Genomic DNA, 16,452 nt, shown 5'->3' on the forward strand with positions numbered 1-16,452 from the left:
AAACAACATGATTTATCTTGGGAAAGAGGTGACCAGATGAATACACAGATTCAGGATAAATTTACTTTTAAAAATGGTCAGACCATGCGCAATCGCGTTGCCTTGGCTCCTATGACCATCTGCGCTAGTGAGCCCGGTGGCTATGTATCTCAGGCAGATATTGACTTTTTTGCCCGCCGGTCTAGGTCGGTTGGCATGGTCATTACTGGCAGTACCTATGTCCATCCTCTGGGTAAGTCCTTTGCGGAGAGCTTCAGCGGCGCTGAGGACGATAAGATTGAGGGGCTTAGTCGTCTGGCCAGGGCCATCAAGGACCAAGGGGCTCTGGCTATTGTGCAGCTTTATCATGGTGGTCGTATGGTTCTGCCTGATTTGATTGACGGTCAGCCAGTAGCACCCAGCGCTGTCAAGGCTCCGCGTGATTATTTGGCTGAGCCGAGGGCGCTCAAGAATTCTGAAGTGGAGCAGGTGATAGAGGACTTTCTGTCCGCTATCAGACGGGCCATTCAAGCTGGCTTTGACGGAGTCGAGCTTCATGGTGCCAATACCTACCTAATCCAGCAGTTTGTCTCTCCTCATTCAAATGTCCGTCAGGACAAGTGGGGCGGCAGTCTCAATAACCGCCTGCGTTTCCCAAAGACCTTGCTGAAAAGAGCCAAGCAACTAGTCAAAGAAGAGGCCGACCGCCCCTTCCTAATTGGCTATCGCTTTTCTCCGGAAGAGATTGAGGAGCCAGGAATCCAGCTTTATGATACCCTGCAGTTGCTGGAGCAGCTCATCTATCATCAGGTGGACTATCTGCATATTTCGACCTCTGATGTCTGGCGCTCGTCTATCAGAGATTCTCAGGACTCGGAGCCAGTGATTCAGAAAATTATCAAAAAAATTAATGGTAGAGTGCCCCTGATTGGTGTCGGTCAGATAGAGACCAAACAGGATGCCCAGCGAGTATTGGATGCGGGGATTCCGCTCTTTGCCCTCGGCAAGGCCCTGCTCCTAGACCCAGACTGGGCTGAAAAGGTAGTCTCTGGCCGAGAGGAAGAAGTCATCCGAGCTTATCGTGATGAGCTGCAGGCTGACCTGGCTCTGCCAACTGCCTTTGTCGAAGATGCTCGAAGCTATCTGGAAGGAAAAGACTAAGACAAACAAATCCCCAAGGAGGAAAGAGAATGAGCAATCACTTGTTTTTCACTCGTTTGATCTCTCATCTTCAGGACATTGAACCACCTTAGACAGAGAGCCAAAGTCTATTTAGATTTGACTAGGACAGACCGTCTTAAAGTAGTTTACAAAATAGAAAAGGAATTTGAATATTTTATGAAACATTTTAAAAAAATTATGGCTCTAGCCTTGGCAGGCCTAGCCCTAGCCTCCTGTGTAAAGCCTAGCAAAACCAGCGAACCTGCTGGCGATAGTGGCAGTAAGACTGTAACCATTGGCTACACCCAGTTTCCAGCAAATGTGGACCCAGCAGCGGAATACAATGGCTGGTTCACGGTCCGTTACGGAGTGGGAGAAACCCTCTTTAAGATGGACGACAAACTTGAGGTAAAACCTTGGCTGGCTGAGAAAATCGAAGCAGTCTCAGACCTAGAGTGGAAAATTACCCTCAAGGATAAGGTGACTTTCCAAAATGGTGAAAAAATGACCGGTGAAAAGGTCAAAGCCTCTCTGGAACGCTTGATTAAGACAAGCGAGCGGGCAGCATCAGATATGGGCATTGACAGCATTTCTGCGGAAGGTCAAACTGTGACCATCAAGACAAAGGCTGTGCAACCGATTATGGCGAATCTCTTGGCAGAGCCCTACTCCGCTATTGTGGATACGACTGGCAAGAGCGCATCTGACAAGGCTCCAGTCGGAACTGGACCTTACATGGTGACCAAGTACACTCCTGAGAGCGGAGCAGAACTCAAGGCTTATGACGACTACTGGGATGGTAAGCCAAAAGTTGCTAATCTGAAGATTAAATACTTCTCTGATCCGACAGCTATTTCTGCAGCCCTCAAGTCTAAAGAAGTCGATGCTGTCTATGGTCTGCCTTATGCAAATCTAAGTACTTATGCTTCCGATAAGAACTACAAAATTTCTGAAGTAGAAGGTTCCCGCTACCTAGCTTACTACTATAACTTTGAAAATCCTTACGTAGCAGATGACAAGTTCCGTCAGGCTTTAGATACCTTGGTAGACAAGAAGACCTACTCAGAATCTCTCTTTAAAGGCTCAGCTGTGCCAGCTGTTGGCCCTTTCCCTAAAGGATTTGCCTTTGCCCTGCAAAAGAGTGTCCATGAATTTAACGTAGAAAAAGCTAAAAAACTCTTGGATGAAGCTGGCTACAAGGATACTGACGGCGATGGCTACCGTGAAAAAGACGGTCAAAAAGTCAGCATTGAGCTGCTGTCCTTTACTCGTCTGCCTGAAATGCCGCTGGCTGTAGAAGCAAGCCAACAACAACTCAAGGAAGTCGGAATCGAAGCGACTATTAAGAAAGTTGAAGTCAGTGCCGTTGCCAGTGAAAAGGACTATGCCTTCACACCTTACGCAGTGGTAGCAGCTCCTATCGGTGATCCATATGCCTTCTTCAACAGTGCCGTTAAGACCAATGGTACAGCCAATATCGGTCACTACAGCAACCCAGAAGCAGACAAGAAAATCGAAGAGTTGGCGACTGAAACTGATCCAGCTAAGCGTAATCAGCTCAGCAAGGAAATCCAAGAAATCATGGATAAGGACTACGGCTTTACCATCATCGGCTTCTTCAAGGTCGCTCTGGTAATGGACAAGTCCGTCTCTGGTTTGGAATCCCATCCAACAGACTACTATCACGTCAGCAACAAACTATCAAAGGAATAAAACATGCTGAAAATGAAAGATCTGCTGGTGCAGTCAGCAGATAAAGTCATTCTCGATCGGGTCTCCCTCTCTCTTGCTGAGGGGGAGTCCCTTTCGATTGTGGGCGAGAGCGGCAGTGGCAAGTCTACCCTGCTCAAGATGCTGCTGGGCCTCCCTCTTAGGGGGCTGACAGTGACAGAGGGCAGTATTACCTTTGAGGGGCAGGAAATTCAGCCCCAGGACCACCGCATTTATCTGCCTTTTGTGGGCCGAGAAGTGGCCTGGATTAGTCAGCATGCCAGTCTCAGCTTCAATAACCGCCGTAAGATCAAAAAGCATTATCAGGACTTGGTGAAAAATCAGGGCCAGCAAGCAGCAAATCTCCGTCCCTTGGAAGAATGCCTAGAGATGGTGGGGCTGCTGCCTGAAAAAGTCGTCAATAAGTATCCTTTCGAGCTCAGCGGTGGTATGATGCAGCTAGTCGGTGTGGCGCTGGCTCTAGCCAGCAGGCCCAAACTGCTGCTGGCTGATGAGCCAACCAGCGCTCTGGATGTCCTGTCGAAAATGAAGTTGCTTGATCTCTTGAGCAAGCTTCATCAGGAGGAAAAAATGGCCATTCTCTTTGTCACACATGATATCAGCGTAGCTGAGCATCTAGCGCAAAAAGTAGTCGTCATGAAAGAAGGGCAGATTGTCGAAAGTGGTCCAGCCCATCAAGTTCTTCGCCATCCTGAGCAGGCCTACACCCAGAAATTGCTGAAGGCCGTGCCTAAGCTAGCAGCATTTAGAGAAGGGGGGCAGCTATGAATCAAGTATTGGTTGGTCGCCAACTGACCTACGAGTACAGTCAGATAGGTGAGCGGAGAATCGGTGTATTTGATATTGACATTAGCTTGGAAAAGGGACAGGCTTTAGGGCTGGTCGGAGAGTCAGGCTCTGGTAAGAGTACCATTGCCAAACTCATCTGCCGCTTTTTAAAGCCGGACCAAGGGAAGCTGACCCTACTGGGCAAACCAGTCTATGACTACAAGGATAGGGAATACTATGCTCGGGTCCAGTATATTGCCCAGCAGCCCCAGTCGACTTTTCATCCCAAGCGCAGCATTCAGCAGAGCCTAGAAGAGGTCTGTCGAAACTTCTCTCTCTATCAGCAGCAGTCAGATAGGAAGCAAGCTATCTGTGACTTGTTGACCTCGGTTGGTCTGACACCTGAGCTTGCTCAGAGGCTGCCACACCAGCTGAGTGGAGGAGAATGTCAGCGGGCAGCTATTGCCCGTGCCTTGCTGATTAATCCCGATGTGCTCATCTGCGATGAAATCACCAGTGCTCTGGATGTGACCGTTCAGTATGAAGTCATGCAGCTGCTGGCAGACATCAAGGAGCGCTCGCAGACCTCCTTTCTCTTCATCTCTCATGACATCGCTCTGGTCAGCAATTTTGCGGAAGATTTGGTCGTCCTCAAGGACGGAATCGTGCAGGAGAAGGGCAGCATGCGAGAGGTCGTCTCTGCTCCCAAGAGTGACTATACCAAGCTCTTGCTCAGTCAGTACAGGGAGGATAAAGATGAGGATTAAGCAACAACTAGACTCTATGGCGCCATGCAGCAGCTATCAAGGAAGTCTGCCCATCACGGATGAGCTGGCTATCCAGTACACTCTGCTCAAAGGACAGGCCTCCCAGCCCTTGCTGACCATCAGTGCTGCAGTCCATGGCTGCGAGTATGTCGGTGTCAAGGCGCTAATGGATTTAGCGCATGAGTGGGACTTTAACTTTCAAGGCTCTGTCCTCCTCCTGCATGCAGTCAATGTCAGCGGCTTCTGGGCTCGGGAGACGACACTTGTACCTGAGGACGGCCTCAATCTGAACAGGATTTTTCAGGATCAAGAGCCAGTTTCCAGCCTCAGCTATCAGATTCGGTCTGTGATTGAGAGTCAGGTCTTTAGTGTCAGTGACTTCCTCATTGACCTGCATAGTGGCAATCGGGAAGAACTGCTGACCCCTCATGGTTACTATTCCCTGCGGGCAAATCCAGAGGTGATGGAAAAGTCCTATCAGATGCTGCAGGCTTCTGGGACACCGATAATCTACCAATCTCAGGACCGTGGCAATCTCTACCACGCTGCCTCAGTGGACTATGGTTTGCCTAGTATCCTGTTGGAGCAGGGAGAAAATGGCACCTGTCTGCCTGAGGACGTGCTGGCCATGAAGGAATCGGTCAAGCAAGTCACCCGTTATCTTTTTGAAGGGACCATGCCCTATTATAAGCAGGCACCGTTGATCTTTGACGACAGTTATTATCTGACCTGTCAGAGGTCGGGTTGCTGGATGTGCTTTGTCCGGCCCAATCAAACAGTACAGGCTGGTCAGGTCATCGGCGAAATCTGTGATATTTATGGCAATATTTTAGAAAAGGTGACTGCTAAGGAAGACGGTCTGGTCCTCTACCAGAAAGCGACCTTGGTCGTCCACCAAGGCGAAGTGTTGTTGGCCGTTGCCAGCAAGAAGCCTGAAAGCTACCAGACATCTGAAAGGGAGGCGCATGATTAAATTTATTATCAAAACAATTCTGCAATTCGTCCTCATCCTGCTCTGCGTCAGCTTTATCTCCTTTTTGCTGGTTTATCTAGCACCGGGAGATCCGGCTGAGAGCATCCTCAACGCTCAGGGCATTCCTTATACCAAGGAATTGCTGGAAATCAAGCGGGCAGAGATGGGTCTGAATGGCAGCTTTATGGAGCAATATCTGGCCTGGCTGGGCAGGATTGTCCATGGCGACTTTGGTGTGACCTATAATTCCGGAGCTTCGGTCTGGGAGCAGCTGGTTTTCTATTTTCCCAATACAGTCTACCTAGCTTTTTATACCCTGCTAGCAACTCTGGGAATTTCCCTGCCGACAGCTCTCTACACATCCTATCATGCCGGAAAGCCAGTTGATCGCTTCCTGATGGGAGGTCTGGCCTTTCTGAATGCCATTCCTAGCTTTGTTATGGGGATTATTCTGATTCTGATCTTTTCCGTTCAGCTGCATTGGTTTCCCATTCAGGCGACAGCTAATGAGCTGGGGCTAGTCCTGCCAGTCATGACACTGGCCATGATCATGTCCACTCGTTATATCCCGCAGCTGCGGACCGCTTTGATTGAAGTGTTGCATTCACCAGAAGTCGAAGGTGCGCGTGGTCGGGGGATTCGAGAGGGGCATATCCTGTTGCATGATGTGATTTACAATGTCCTGCCCTTTCTTCTCACCTTGGTCAGCCTTTCTCTGGGCTCGCTCTTGGGTGGCGTGGCTATTATCGAGCATCTCTTTTCCTGGCCTGGCATCGGTAAGATGCTGATAGGAGTCGTCGCCAAGAGGGATTACCCCCTCATTCAGGGGGCGGTCCTCTTTATCACAGCGGGAGTCTTGACTGTAAATCTAGTCTTTCAGCTGCTTACGGTTTGGCTCAATCCTCGCGTTCGTCTGGCTCAGGAAAATCCCAAACTGCTGCCGCGTATGAAGAAATTAAAAGCAAGCAAGGAGGGTTCGTATGGATAAGAAAATCAATCGAAAACTCCTGGTCTTGGGCGGTCTCATCGTCCTGGCCCTGATCCTATCCTCCTTGGCTCCTCATCTCTTGGGTGACAGTTTGACCAAGGTCAATCTGAGCCAAGCCCTGCAAGGGCCGAGCAGCAGTGAGTGGTTCGGAACGGACGCTCTTGGCCGGTCTGTCTTTGCGCGTGCAGTGAGCGGAGGTGCGGAAACGGTCCTGCCAGCCCTGATGATTCTGATGTTGATTGCGGCGGTGGGATCCTTTATCGGGGTGACTAGCGCCTTCATCGGCGGGAAATTTGACCAGTTCATCTTGCTGGTAATCACTGCTTTTCAGTCTTTCCCCTCTATCATTCTGGTCATTGCCATAGTCAGTATCTTGGGCATCGGTCTCCAGCAGACCCTCATCGCTATCTGCCTGACGGCCTGGACCAAGTATGCCTACCTGATGCGCTCTATGACCCTGCAGCTGAAAAATGAACCCTATATCCAGTCCTCGAAATTGTATGGCAATAGTTTTTGGACAAGCCTGAAAAATTATTATTTCCCCAGTCTTTTTCCTCAGATTCTGACGACCATGAGCTTTGACATCAGCACCATTATCATGGAAATCGCTGGTCTCAGCTTTGTCGGTCTGGGAGCTCAGGCACCGTCGCCTGAGTGGGGAGCCATGATCAATGACGGACGGATTTACATTCAGGAGGCCCCTTGGATTGTGGTCTTCCCTTGTATCTTGCTGATTCTGACCATTCTCCTCTTTACCAAGTTCGGAGACGCTCTGAACAGCAAGTACAACCGCATGAATTGATCATCAAAAAAACATAAACTATAGCCCCTATCTTTTGGGACTGCAATCATAAAAAATATGAATACAAGAAAGTGATTCAATAAAAATGAGAAAAAAATTATTTTTATTAGTTGTCCTCTTGCTGCCTTTATTCTTGGTAGCCTGCCAGCAAAACTCAAACTCTTCCCAACAGGTCGGTGAGAAAGACAAACTCACCATGGTCTGGGGCGAGGACTTTGGGGATGTCAATCCTCACCGCTACAATCCAGACCAATTTGTCATTCAGGATATGGTCTATGAAGGCCTTGTCCGCTACGGTGACAATGGGAAAATCGAGCCAGCCTTAGCTGAAAGCTGGGATATCAGCGAAGATGGTAAAACCTATACCTTCAAGCTGAGAAAGGCAAAATTCTCAGACGACTCTGACTTTAACGCAGAAAATGTCAAACGGAATTTCGATACTGTCTTTTCAGAGGAAAACAAGAAAAACCACACTTGGTTTGACTTCACCAACCAGCTGGAAAGCTATCGAGTTGTAGATGAGCATACTTTTGAGATTAAGCTCAAACAAGCCTACAGTGCGACTCTCTATGATTTATCAATGATTCGTCCGATCCGCTTCATAGCTGATGCTGCTTTCCCTGACGGAGATGATACGACTAAGGACAACCTCAAGAAGCCAATCGGAACCGGTCAATGGGTTGTCAAAGACAAGAAGCCAAACGAGTACATCACCTTTACCCGTAACGAAAATTACTGGGGTGAAAAGCCTAAACTGAAAGAAGTAACAGTCAAGATTATTCCAGATCCACAAACCCGTGCTCTTGAGTTTGAGTCTGGCAATGTTGACTTGATCTATGGAAATGGCGTTATCGGTCTGGATAACTTTGCCAAGTATGCCAAGGATGACAAGTACACGACAGACGTATCTCAGCCAATGTCCAGCCGCCTCATGCTCTTGAATGCCAAGCAGGAAATCTTCAAAGACAAGTCTGTCCGTCAGGCTATGAACCATGCGGTTGATAAGAAGTCTATCGCGAAAGACATTTTCCGCGGAACAGAAACACCCGCTGATACCATCTTCTCTAAGTCTACCCCACACTCCGATGCCAATCTGACTCCCTATGAATACGACATCAAACTGGCTGAAAAGATGTTGGATCAAGCAGGCTGGAAGAAAGGCTCTGACGGTATCCGCGAAAAAGATGGCAAGAAATTGAGCCTGAATGTCCCTTATATCTCGTCTAAGGCGACAGACAAGGACTTGGTTGAGTACTTCCAGGGCGAATGGAAGAAAATCGGAATTGACGTTCAGCTTAAAGCTATGGAAGAAGATGACTATTGGGAAAATATTAAGACGGGCGACTTTGATTTGATGTTGACCTTCTCTTGGGGAGCACCGTGGGATCCGCATGCTTGGATGACTGCCTTGACTTCACCAGCAGACCATGGTCACCCAGAAAATGTTTCCCTAGAAGCTCTGCCATCTAAGCCAGAAATTGATAAAATTATCAAGGCGACTCTGGTCGAACCAGACGAGGCAAAAGTCGATGAAGGCTACAAGAAAGTCCTTACCATGCTCCATGATGAAGCTATCTATATTCCAATCACTTACCAATCTGTTGTTTCCGTCTATCGCAAGGGAGAACTCGATGGTATGCGCTTTGCTCCAGAAGAAAATGCTTTCCCACTGCGCTATATTGAGAAAAAATAAAAGCTGACTTCATAACTGCAAATTTTAATATAAAGGGAGTAGTGCTGCTAAGTTGAAAAGCTTATCAGCCGACCCTTTTCTTTTAAGGACTATGAAAAAAGATTTATTAAAAAAAATAGTTTCTTTCCTAGCTGCCCTGTTGATGATATCAGTATTGACCTTTCTCTTGGCCAAGCTATCCTCGGCTGATCAAGCAGAAAATTATTTAAGGGTATCTAAGATTCAAGTGACTCCTCAATCCTTGGAAAAAGCCAGAGAATATCTGGGCCTCAATCAACCTTGGCCCCAGCAGTATCTAGGTTGGCTGACTAAGGCCCTTCGTGGGGATTTTGGAACGTCTTATCTATTAAAGGTTCCTGTCCTGCCCTTGGTGTTGGAACGTTTCCAGTCGACTCTTTCTCTGGGCTTGACATCCTTTGCGCTCATTTTGCTTACATCCATTCCTTTGGGAATATTTAGTGCGATCTACAAGGATTCTCTCTTTGATAAGGTCACTCGCTTTCTATCCTTTTCCAGTGTTTCCATGCCCAGCTTTTGGCTAGGTTACATGCTGATTGTAGTTTTTGCTGTTCAGCTCAGATGGCTGCCAGTTTCGGGCAAGCAGGATTTTAGCAGCTTGATTCTTCCTAGTCTGACCCTAAGCATGTCATTGATTGGCCAATATACCGCTTTGATTCGCAAGGCTGTGCTGGAGCAGATGAATAGTGTCCATGTCGAAAATGCTCTCCTGCGCGGAGTCAGCAAGTTCTTCCTAGTCAAAAATCATCTCTTGAGAAATTCCCTGCCAGCCATTGCGACAGGCCTGAGCCTGACCTTGGTCTATCTCCTGACAGGCTCCTTGATTGTCGAAGAAGTCTTCTCCTGGAATGGTGTCGGCTCCCTCTTTGTAGATGCGCTGCAGGCTGTGGATCTGCCCATTATTCAGTGCTGCATGCTTTTATTTGGCCTATTATTCTTGGGAAATAACGTTCTAACCCAGCAGCTGCCAGTTTGGATCGACCCTAGAGTCAGAAAAAGGAGGAGCAATGTCTAAGCGATTTATTTTTTCAAGTGTCATTTTGCTTGCTCTGCTCATCTGCGCTCTCTTTGCACCCTATCTATCTTCTTTTGATCCCCAGCACGTAGAGATTTCAAATAAACTGATGCCGCCTGATACTGTTCACCTGCTGGGAACCGATCAGCTAGGCAGAGACGTCTTGTCTCGTCTGCTGCACGGGGCTCGTTATTCCCTCTTTTTATCCTTGACCATCAGTCTGCTGGAAGTGGTCATCGGTGTGACAGTCGGCTTGCTGATTGGGTGGTACCAAGGAAAGGCGGAAGCCACCTTCTTATGGTTTGCAAATGTTATTTCCGCCTTTCCTAGCTTCCTGCTATCGCTAGCTACTGTTGGGATATTGGGACAGGGAATGACCAATATGATTCTAGCCATTGTCATCATAGAGTGGGTCTATTATGCAAGGGTGACAGCCAATCTGGTCAAGAGTGCCAAAGAGGAAGCTTACGTCATTTCTGCCCAGACCATGGGACTCTCTCAGATTCATATTCTCAAAACTCATATCCTGCCCTTTATCTACAAGCCTATTTTGATTATTGTGCTGATGAATATTGGGAATATTATTCTCATGATTTCTGGCTTTTCCTTTCTGGGAATCGGTGTCCAGCCCAACATTACCGAGTGGGGCATGATGCTGCATGATGCTAGAAGCCATTTTCAAACGGCAACTTGGATGATGCTGGCGCCCGGACTGGCTATCTTTCTGACTGTGGTCGCCTTTAATCTATTTGCCGAATGCTTTGAAGAGAAAGGCTGGAAACAGATATGGAAAAAATAGCAGTAAAGCAACTGACAGCTCAGATTGAGGGAAAGACCATACTGCAGGATATCAGCTTTGAAGTGGAGGCGGGGCAGTCTCTGGTCATCATTGGGGAGAGTGGTTCTGGTAAAACCCTCTTAACCAAGATATTGATTGGCCAGCTGCCTTCATCCTTGAGCATGCAAGGAGAAGTTCGCTATGGCACTATGTCCCTAGAGCGCAACTCTCTCAAGGACTGGCAGCAGCTGCGGGGGAGGAAAGTGGCCTATATGTCACAAAATCCGATGGCTATGTTCAATCCCTTTCAGACCATTCAAAGCCATTTTTGGGAAACCCTGCGCAGCCATAGCAAGATTTCAAAGAGCGCTTGTCTGGCTAAGGCCATAGCTTCTATGAAAGAAGTCAGACTGGGAGAGCCGGAAGAGCTTTTGAAGAAATATCCTTTTGAGCTCAGCGGCGGTATGCTGCAGCGTGTCATGCTGGCTATCTTGCTTTGCCTAGAGCCAGAGACTATTATTTTGGATGAGCCTACTTCGGCGCTAGATATCCACAATCGCGAGCAGATTATTCTCATCTTAAAGGAGCAGTTAGCTAAAGGCAAGACCCTCATCACGGTGACCCATGATTATCATTTGGCGCGAGAGCTGGGAGGCAAGATGCTTGTCATGTATCAGGGGGCTATCATGGAGGAAGGGCCGGTTGCTAAGCTCCTCGAAAGTCCTTCGCAGGCCTATAGCCAAGACCTTATCTTAGGGAATCCATACGAACGGTTGGTGAGACAAGATGCTGGAATGTAGACATGTTTTTAAAAAATTCGATGGCAAAACGGTTGTCAAAGACTGTAACTTCTCCGTCCAGAAAGGTGAAATGATCGGTCTGATGGGCGAGAGCGGCAGTGGCAAGAGCACGCTGGCTAAATTGCTGATTGGTCTAGAAAAGCCTAGTCAAGGCCAGGTCTTACTGGATGGCCTGCCCTACTCAGTCAAAAAGTCTGGCGTGAGAATTCTACTGGTTTTTCAAGACTCGCTCCATTCAGTAAATCCTAACTTTACAGTCGATCAGGTCTTGACAGAGGCCCTGCCAAAAGATATCTCTAGAGAAGAGATAGAAGCCATTCTAGAAGACGTCGGTCTGGATAAAAGCTATCTGAATCAGCCAGCGCGCCAGCTCAGTGGCGGCCAGCTCCAACGGATTTGCATCGCCCGGGGCCTGCTCTTAAAGCCAGATGTTCTTATCTTTGATGAGGCTCTGAGCGGTCTGGATCCCATTGTTCAAGGCAGGTTATTACTCCTCCTATATGATTTGTGGGAGAAATACCAGCTGACCTATCTTTTCATCTCGCATGACTTCAAGTTGAGCTATGCTCTTTGTCATCGGATTTTGGTCATGGCAGACGGGGAAATTGTTGACGAGATAAAGGACTTTGAGCTTCCTATCCAGGCTCATCACCCTGTGACAAAAAAGTTGATAGGCGACAAGGGACATTTTAGCTGATGCATGTCCCAGCCAGCTAAACTATTTTAAAATTAAAAATAAAGGAACATATATGAAACGTACTTTTGAAACAAGAAAACTTTACTTCGGCTTTCCCGTCTTCTTTTTAGGCTATAAGGACGATGTCCACGGTTATAATATTTCGACTTCAAGCTCTGTTTATTCCTTGGGCAGTATGATGGTTATTGCCATGCGTACCAAGGGAAATGCCATTACAGAGATTACCAAACACCAGCAATTCACAGTCAATGTCCCAGAGAAGGATTTGACCAAAGAGTCTGAAATTGCTGGCTTCAACAGCCGCAAGGACAAGTTTGCCCTGACTGGTCTTAGCTACACAATCGGCGAGACCGTGGATGCTCCGCTTGTAGACCAATGCCCTGTATCCATTGAGTGTCAGGTGCTGGATATGGTCGAATGCGGTGCCTTGACCAATGTCATCGCCCGTGTCACTCGGCGCGTGGTAGATGAAGACTTGATTGATGAGAATGACGCTTTCCGCAGCGACCGCTTTTCTCCTATCAGCTACATGGGAGACGGAGATGGCCGGCTTTACCGCTATTTCAGCGACGAGTCAGTCAAGATGGGATCCATCATTAAAGAAATCCGAAAACAAGAAGAAAAATAAAGAAACCGCTGAGATATTTAGGTCTCAGCGGTTTAGTTTTCTAACACAAGTTTTTCTTCTAGGCCAAATTTCTCTAGGAAACGGCCTTGCTCTTCTTGGATTTGCGGAGTTGGATTTTTGACGTTCATAACCAGTTCTATCATTTCCGGATGGACCTCACGCACCAGCTGACACAGAGCCCAGATAGCTGTAGCGACATGAATGGGATTTTGCCCCTTGTCAATAATTTCCAGCATTTTAGGAATGGCAGAGCGGTCATTGGCATTTGCCAGAGCGATAATGGCATTGCGCTGCAGGATGTTTTTCCCCCGCCAGCTGCCAGCCACATGACCGAATTTCTCCTTAAACTGACCGTTGGAAAGCTCCAAGAAAGGCAGGAGCTCTGGATGAGAAAGGTCGGGGTCAATCTCTGTTGCGAGCGGATTGTCCAAGCCTTTATTATAAGGACAGCAGATTTGGCAGATATCACAGCCATAGATGACTGTTTTAATCTTCTTGCGAAATTCCAGATCCATGACGCCCTTGTCCTGAGTCTGAAAGGATAGACAACGCTTGGCATCCATGCTGCCATCGCCAATCAGGCAGGAAGTAGGGCAGGCTGTCACGCAGCGATTGCAGTCTCCGCATCCGTAGTCGACAGGCTGATCAGGCTCGATGTCCAGATTGGTGATTAGCTCTCCCAAAAACATATAGGAGCCAAATTCCTTGGAGATGACCAAGCCGTTCTTGCCGATAAAGCCGATTCCTGCTCTTTGGGCTACGGCGGTATCGACCAAGGCGCCCGTGTCCACCATGCCCTTGTACTCAAAATCAGCGGTCAGTTCCTCAATTCCCTTGGCAAGCCGGTCCAGCTTGTCCTGTAGGACATAGTGGTAGTCCAGCCCCCAGCTGTTAGGGGTGAATTTCCCCCGTTTGTAGGCCGTTTTCTGAGGCTGCTGCTTGAGCTTGTGGGGGTAGGCGACTGCGATAGAGATGATAGTCTTGGCTGAAGCCAGACTCAGCTTGGGCTTGATTCGTTCCTCAATATTCTTGTGTTCAAATCCTGAATTTCGCCCTTCGTCTACAGCCGAGAGCAGTGATTTCTCCAGATAGTCGAAATCATCCGCTGTCGTAAAGCCAATCTTAGAAATCCCAATTTCTTTTGCTAAGTTAATAATTTCTTCTTTGATGTTCATCCTTATTATTATAGCGGAAAAATGCCAACTTGGCGAATGATTGAGAAAGGGAATTATCCTATAGAGCTATACCTATAGTTTTATAAGACTTCCTTAGCCTATATACTGTATGATATAATGAAATGTGGAATTTTTTTATAGAAAATTCCGCAAAGTTTAGGGGAAATTTTATAAAGTTAAACAATGGGAGTTTACAAAATGAAAAAGAGATATTATGAATTTTTGAATGTTCTTGTTACGGATTGTAATCCAATCAGAAACTTAGATTTTTATAAGGCTGGTTTAATTGAGTTATTTTTTATCTTACTGGTATTTATCGTTTCTATTTTCTTACGCGGTGAGATGCATGAGCGGAGCATGATGGTCATGCAGTTTACTATTGGGCACATCGCTATCTTGTTGCTAGCCTTCTTATTGTTCCAAAAGTTTTTTGATACCAAAGCCTTGCAGCTCATTCCGACCAGCTCTTACCTATTTCTTCATTTTGAGTTGCTGTTTTGGGGCTCCATCTTTTTTGGTGAGAACCACTTAGCATTTTTTATGATTTTTATCATACTCAGCTTGTCTTATCAGTTGATTAATTTGCTCTATCAGATGGTGATCGTTTCAAAATTGAGATATTTTGAACAGAAACAAAAAATCAATATTTTGCAGATTCACGCCATCGTCCTGTGCTGCTTGTCAGCAGCAGTAGCAGTCATCACTCGCTTGTTTATGCTGTCAGGAATCTATATGATTATTGCCTTGGTAGGCTTGAGCATCGCATTGACGCCCTTGTATCTATTGGGCTATGCACAAGTTTTCACTGGCTGGAGAAATCAAGTGCCTGAAAAATTGTAGAATTAAAGGGGGATTGTCTGTCTAGTCTTGAATACGTTAGGTTTCCTCTAACACATTGATTGAGAAGATTAGAGTATATGCATTTTAATCAGTAAGGCAGAGAAATAATTTTTCTCTGCCTTTATTTTTTTACAAAATTGAAAGCGCTTCATTGACAAAGTCTGCCAGATAGTTTATAATATAATAACAGTATAGAAAATGGCAAGGAAGCCTGATTTGATCGCAATGAAGCGAGTGTTTCAGAATCAAAGGGGTTTTCTATGCCATTTTTTTGCGCACTATTATTTTTTTATGGAGGATTGTTTCTATGCGGACAAAAGGAATTGTGCTGCTTTGTAGTTTGGCTTTGCTTCTGGGAGCTTGTCAAGCGGGGAATAATAAGACGACGACGGAGTCATCCTCGGCTAAGACGGAGACAACAGATAAGGACAAGGCTAAGACTTTGGATAAGGGCGTCTGGGAAGACAAGCTTTATGCCCGTCTGACTAAGCTCATCAAGGAGAATGGGAACACCAGCTCTAGCTATGATAAAAATAAAAAACCTTATGCCGTCTTTGACTGGGACAATACGACAGTCATTAACGATATTGGCGAAGCAACCTTTACCTATCAAATTGAAAATCTGGCCTTTAAGATGACGCCGGAAGAATTTGACCAAGCAGTGCGGACCAATATACCGAGTGACGATTTCGTTGAGGATTACCATAACAAAGATGGTGAACCAGTGAACATTGACAAGATTGCAGCTGACTTGCTTTCTGACTACACGGCTATTTACAATAGCTATAAGGGAATGCAAGGAGACAAGTCTCTGGAAGAAGTCAAAAAGACCGATGAATACCAAGACTTTGCTGCTAAACTCCGCTATCTTTACGAAGCGATTGGTGACACCTTCAGCTCTGACATCAGCTATCCATGGGTGACCTACCTCTATGCAGGTATGACTTCTGAAGAAGTTCAAGCCCTATCTGAAAAGTCTATTGACCAGGCTCTTCAAGACAAGCTAACTTCTGAAACTTGGGAAAGTCCAGAAGGCTTGAAAGGTGAGTCAGGCCAAATCACTGTGACCTTCAAGCGTGGTGTTCGCTCAGTCAAGGAAATGCAAAATCTCTATAAGACTCTGATGGCTAACGGCATTGATGTCTATATCTGCTCAGCGTCTTATATCGATGTGATTATCCCTTATGCTAGCAATTCTAAGTATGGCTACAATATTCCTAAAGAAAATGTTACTGCTATGCGCCTGAAAAAGGATGATAAGGGTGTGATTCAGCCAGAATACGATACCAACTATGTTCAGACTCAGGGTGAGGGCAAGACAGAAACCATCAAGAAGCTAATTGCTGTCAATCATGACAATCAAGAACCAATCCTGATTGCCGGTGACAGTAATGGCGACTATGCTATGCTCAAGGACTTCCCTAAACTGCAAATGGGTATTATCTTCAATCTTTTGAGAGATCCTAGCAAGGGAATCGGTCTTTTGCAAACTAAGGCAATTGAAACTTACGGTCAGGAAGATGCCCTTTACTACCTGCAAGGCCGCGATGAAAATAAAGGTGTACTGCTCAACGGCAGGGAAACTATCAAACTAGATAGTAAGGAAGCCCAGCTAAGCAGATAGCAGGCAGTCTCCTGT

Annotated in this window: 16 protein-coding genes; 15 read left to right on the top strand and 1 reads right to left on the bottom strand. The window is 46.7% G+C overall.

Going from position 1 to position 16,452, the window contains the following annotated elements; all coding sequences use genetic code 11:
* The first annotated feature begins 36 nt into the window (after positions 1-36).
* The 13 genes from K4I03_RS06990 to K4I03_RS07050 all read left to right on the top strand — a co-directional run bounded on the left by K4I03_RS06990 (position 37) and on the right by K4I03_RS07050 (position 12,798).
* Entirely contained in the window at positions 37-1,140 is a 1,104-nt protein-coding gene (locus K4I03_RS06990) for an NADH-dependent flavin oxidoreductase (protein WP_227964205.1), read from the top strand.
* 117 nt (positions 1,141-1,257) lie between these two features.
* Complete coding sequence (locus K4I03_RS06995; protein WP_227964207.1) at positions 1,258-2,853, top strand: ABC transporter substrate-binding protein; 1,596 nt, start codon at positions 1,258-1,260, stop codon at positions 2,851-2,853.
* 3 nt (positions 2,854-2,856) lie between these two features.
* Positions 2,857-3,639: an ATP-binding cassette domain-containing protein gene (locus K4I03_RS07000; protein WP_227964208.1), complete on the top strand. Its 783-nt coding sequence runs from the start codon at positions 2,857-2,859 to the stop codon at positions 3,637-3,639.
* On the top strand, positions 3,636-4,406 hold the full coding sequence (locus K4I03_RS07005) for an ABC transporter ATP-binding protein (RefSeq protein WP_227964211.1): 771 nt from the start codon (positions 3,636-3,638) through the stop codon (positions 4,404-4,406). Before K4I03_RS07000 ends, K4I03_RS07005 begins: the two co-directional genes overlap by 4 nt.
* Positions 4,396-5,379 carry a M14 family metallopeptidase gene (locus K4I03_RS07010; RefSeq protein ID WP_227964213.1) on the top strand — a complete coding sequence of 328 codons (984 nt, stop codon included), beginning with the start codon at positions 4,396-4,398 and terminating at the stop codon, positions 5,377-5,379. Before K4I03_RS07005 ends, K4I03_RS07010 begins: the two co-directional genes overlap by 11 nt.
* Complete coding sequence (locus K4I03_RS07015) at positions 5,372-6,367, top strand: ABC transporter permease (protein ID WP_227964214.1); 996 nt, start codon at positions 5,372-5,374, stop codon at positions 6,365-6,367. The genes K4I03_RS07010 and K4I03_RS07015 overlap by 8 nt, the downstream gene beginning before the upstream one ends.
* Positions 6,360-7,169 (top strand): ABC transporter permease, encoded by an 810-nt coding sequence (locus K4I03_RS07020; RefSeq protein WP_002922119.1) that lies wholly within the window; start codon positions 6,360-6,362, stop codon positions 7,167-7,169. Before K4I03_RS07015 ends, K4I03_RS07020 begins: the two co-directional genes overlap by 8 nt.
* A gap of 85 nt (positions 7,170-7,254) precedes the next feature.
* Positions 7,255-8,862, top strand: a complete 1,608-nt coding sequence (gene nikA, locus K4I03_RS07025) for a nickel ABC transporter substrate-binding protein (RefSeq protein WP_227964215.1) — start codon at positions 7,255-7,257, stop codon at positions 8,860-8,862.
* A gap of 91 nt (positions 8,863-8,953) precedes the next feature.
* A complete protein-coding gene (locus tag K4I03_RS07030; protein ID WP_227964216.1) occupies positions 8,954-9,895 on the top strand; it encodes an ABC transporter permease in 942 nt (313 codons plus the stop codon).
* Entirely contained in the window at positions 9,888-10,694 is an 807-nt protein-coding gene (locus K4I03_RS07035; protein WP_227964223.1) for an ABC transporter permease, read from the top strand. Before K4I03_RS07030 ends, K4I03_RS07035 begins: the two co-directional genes overlap by 8 nt.
* Positions 10,682-11,473 (top strand): ATP-binding cassette domain-containing protein, encoded by a 792-nt coding sequence (locus K4I03_RS07040; RefSeq protein WP_227964225.1) that lies wholly within the window; start codon positions 10,682-10,684, stop codon positions 11,471-11,473. Before K4I03_RS07035 ends, K4I03_RS07040 begins: the two co-directional genes overlap by 13 nt.
* Positions 11,460-12,170 carry an ABC transporter ATP-binding protein gene (locus K4I03_RS07045; RefSeq protein ID WP_227964232.1) on the top strand — a complete coding sequence of 237 codons (711 nt, stop codon included), beginning with the start codon at positions 11,460-11,462 and terminating at the stop codon, positions 12,168-12,170. Before K4I03_RS07040 ends, K4I03_RS07045 begins: the two co-directional genes overlap by 14 nt.
* A 52-nt stretch (positions 12,171-12,222) precedes the next feature.
* Complete coding sequence (locus K4I03_RS07050) at positions 12,223-12,798, top strand: flavin reductase family protein (protein ID WP_002901082.1); 576 nt, start codon at positions 12,223-12,225, stop codon at positions 12,796-12,798.
* A gap of 32 nt (positions 12,799-12,830) precedes the next feature.
* On the opposite strand, the gene queG is transcribed toward K4I03_RS07050, so the two are convergent.
* On the bottom strand, positions 12,831-13,973 hold the full coding sequence (queG, locus tag K4I03_RS07055; RefSeq protein WP_227964234.1) for a tRNA epoxyqueuosine(34) reductase QueG: 1,143 nt from the start codon (positions 13,971-13,973) through the stop codon (positions 12,831-12,833).
* Between the two features lie 183 nt (positions 13,974-14,156).
* Here queG and K4I03_RS07060 point away from each other — a divergent pair, with 183 nt between their 5' ends.
* Together K4I03_RS07060 and K4I03_RS07065 are read left to right on the top strand one after the other, a co-directional pair.
* Positions 14,157-14,813 (top strand): lantibiotic ABC transporter permease, encoded by a 657-nt coding sequence (locus K4I03_RS07060; RefSeq protein ID WP_227964237.1) that lies wholly within the window; start codon positions 14,157-14,159, stop codon positions 14,811-14,813.
* Between the two features lie 307 nt (positions 14,814-15,120).
* Complete coding sequence (locus tag K4I03_RS07065) at positions 15,121-16,437, top strand: HAD family hydrolase (protein ID WP_227964240.1); 1,317 nt, start codon at positions 15,121-15,123, stop codon at positions 16,435-16,437.
* The last annotated feature ends 15 nt before the right edge of the window (positions 16,438-16,452 follow it).

Source organism: Streptococcus sanguinis (assembly GCF_020729725.1).
In the GTDB taxonomy this organism is placed as follows: domain Bacteria; phylum Bacillota; class Bacilli; order Lactobacillales; family Streptococcaceae; genus Streptococcus; species Streptococcus sanguinis_V.

Coding starts and splice junctions, on each gene's coding strand:
- K4I03_RS07020 (WP_002922119.1), top strand. CDS start 6,360: ATGGATAAGAAAATCAATCGAAAACTCCTGGTCTTGGGCGGTCTCATC.
- queG (WP_227964234.1), bottom strand. CDS start 13,973: ATGAACATCAAAGAAGAAATTATTAACTTAGCAAAAGAAATTGGGATT.
- K4I03_RS07015 (WP_227964214.1), top strand. CDS start 5,372: ATGATTAAATTTATTATCAAAACAATTCTGCAATTCGTCCTCATCCTG.
- K4I03_RS07010 (WP_227964213.1), top strand. CDS start 4,396: ATGAGGATTAAGCAACAACTAGACTCTATGGCGCCATGCAGCAGCTAT.
- K4I03_RS07050 (WP_002901082.1), top strand. CDS start 12,223: ATGAAACGTACTTTTGAAACAAGAAAACTTTACTTCGGCTTTCCCGTC.
- K4I03_RS07060 (WP_227964237.1), top strand. CDS start 14,157: ATGGGAGTTTACAAAATGAAAAAGAGATATTATGAATTTTTGAATGTT.
- K4I03_RS07030 (WP_227964216.1), top strand. CDS start 8,954: ATGAAAAAAGATTTATTAAAAAAAATAGTTTCTTTCCTAGCTGCCCTG.
- K4I03_RS07035 (WP_227964223.1), top strand. CDS start 9,888: ATGTCTAAGCGATTTATTTTTTCAAGTGTCATTTTGCTTGCTCTGCTC.
- K4I03_RS07065 (WP_227964240.1), top strand. CDS start 15,121: ATGCGGACAAAAGGAATTGTGCTGCTTTGTAGTTTGGCTTTGCTTCTG.
- K4I03_RS07000 (WP_227964208.1), top strand. CDS start 2,857: ATGCTGAAAATGAAAGATCTGCTGGTGCAGTCAGCAGATAAAGTCATT.
- K4I03_RS06990 (WP_227964205.1), top strand. CDS start 37: ATGAATACACAGATTCAGGATAAATTTACTTTTAAAAATGGTCAGACC.
- K4I03_RS07005 (WP_227964211.1), top strand. CDS start 3,636: ATGAATCAAGTATTGGTTGGTCGCCAACTGACCTACGAGTACAGTCAG.
- nikA (WP_227964215.1), top strand. CDS start 7,255: ATGAGAAAAAAATTATTTTTATTAGTTGTCCTCTTGCTGCCTTTATTC.
- K4I03_RS07040 (WP_227964225.1), top strand. CDS start 10,682: ATGGAAAAAATAGCAGTAAAGCAACTGACAGCTCAGATTGAGGGAAAG.
- K4I03_RS07045 (WP_227964232.1), top strand. CDS start 11,460: ATGCTGGAATGTAGACATGTTTTTAAAAAATTCGATGGCAAAACGGTT.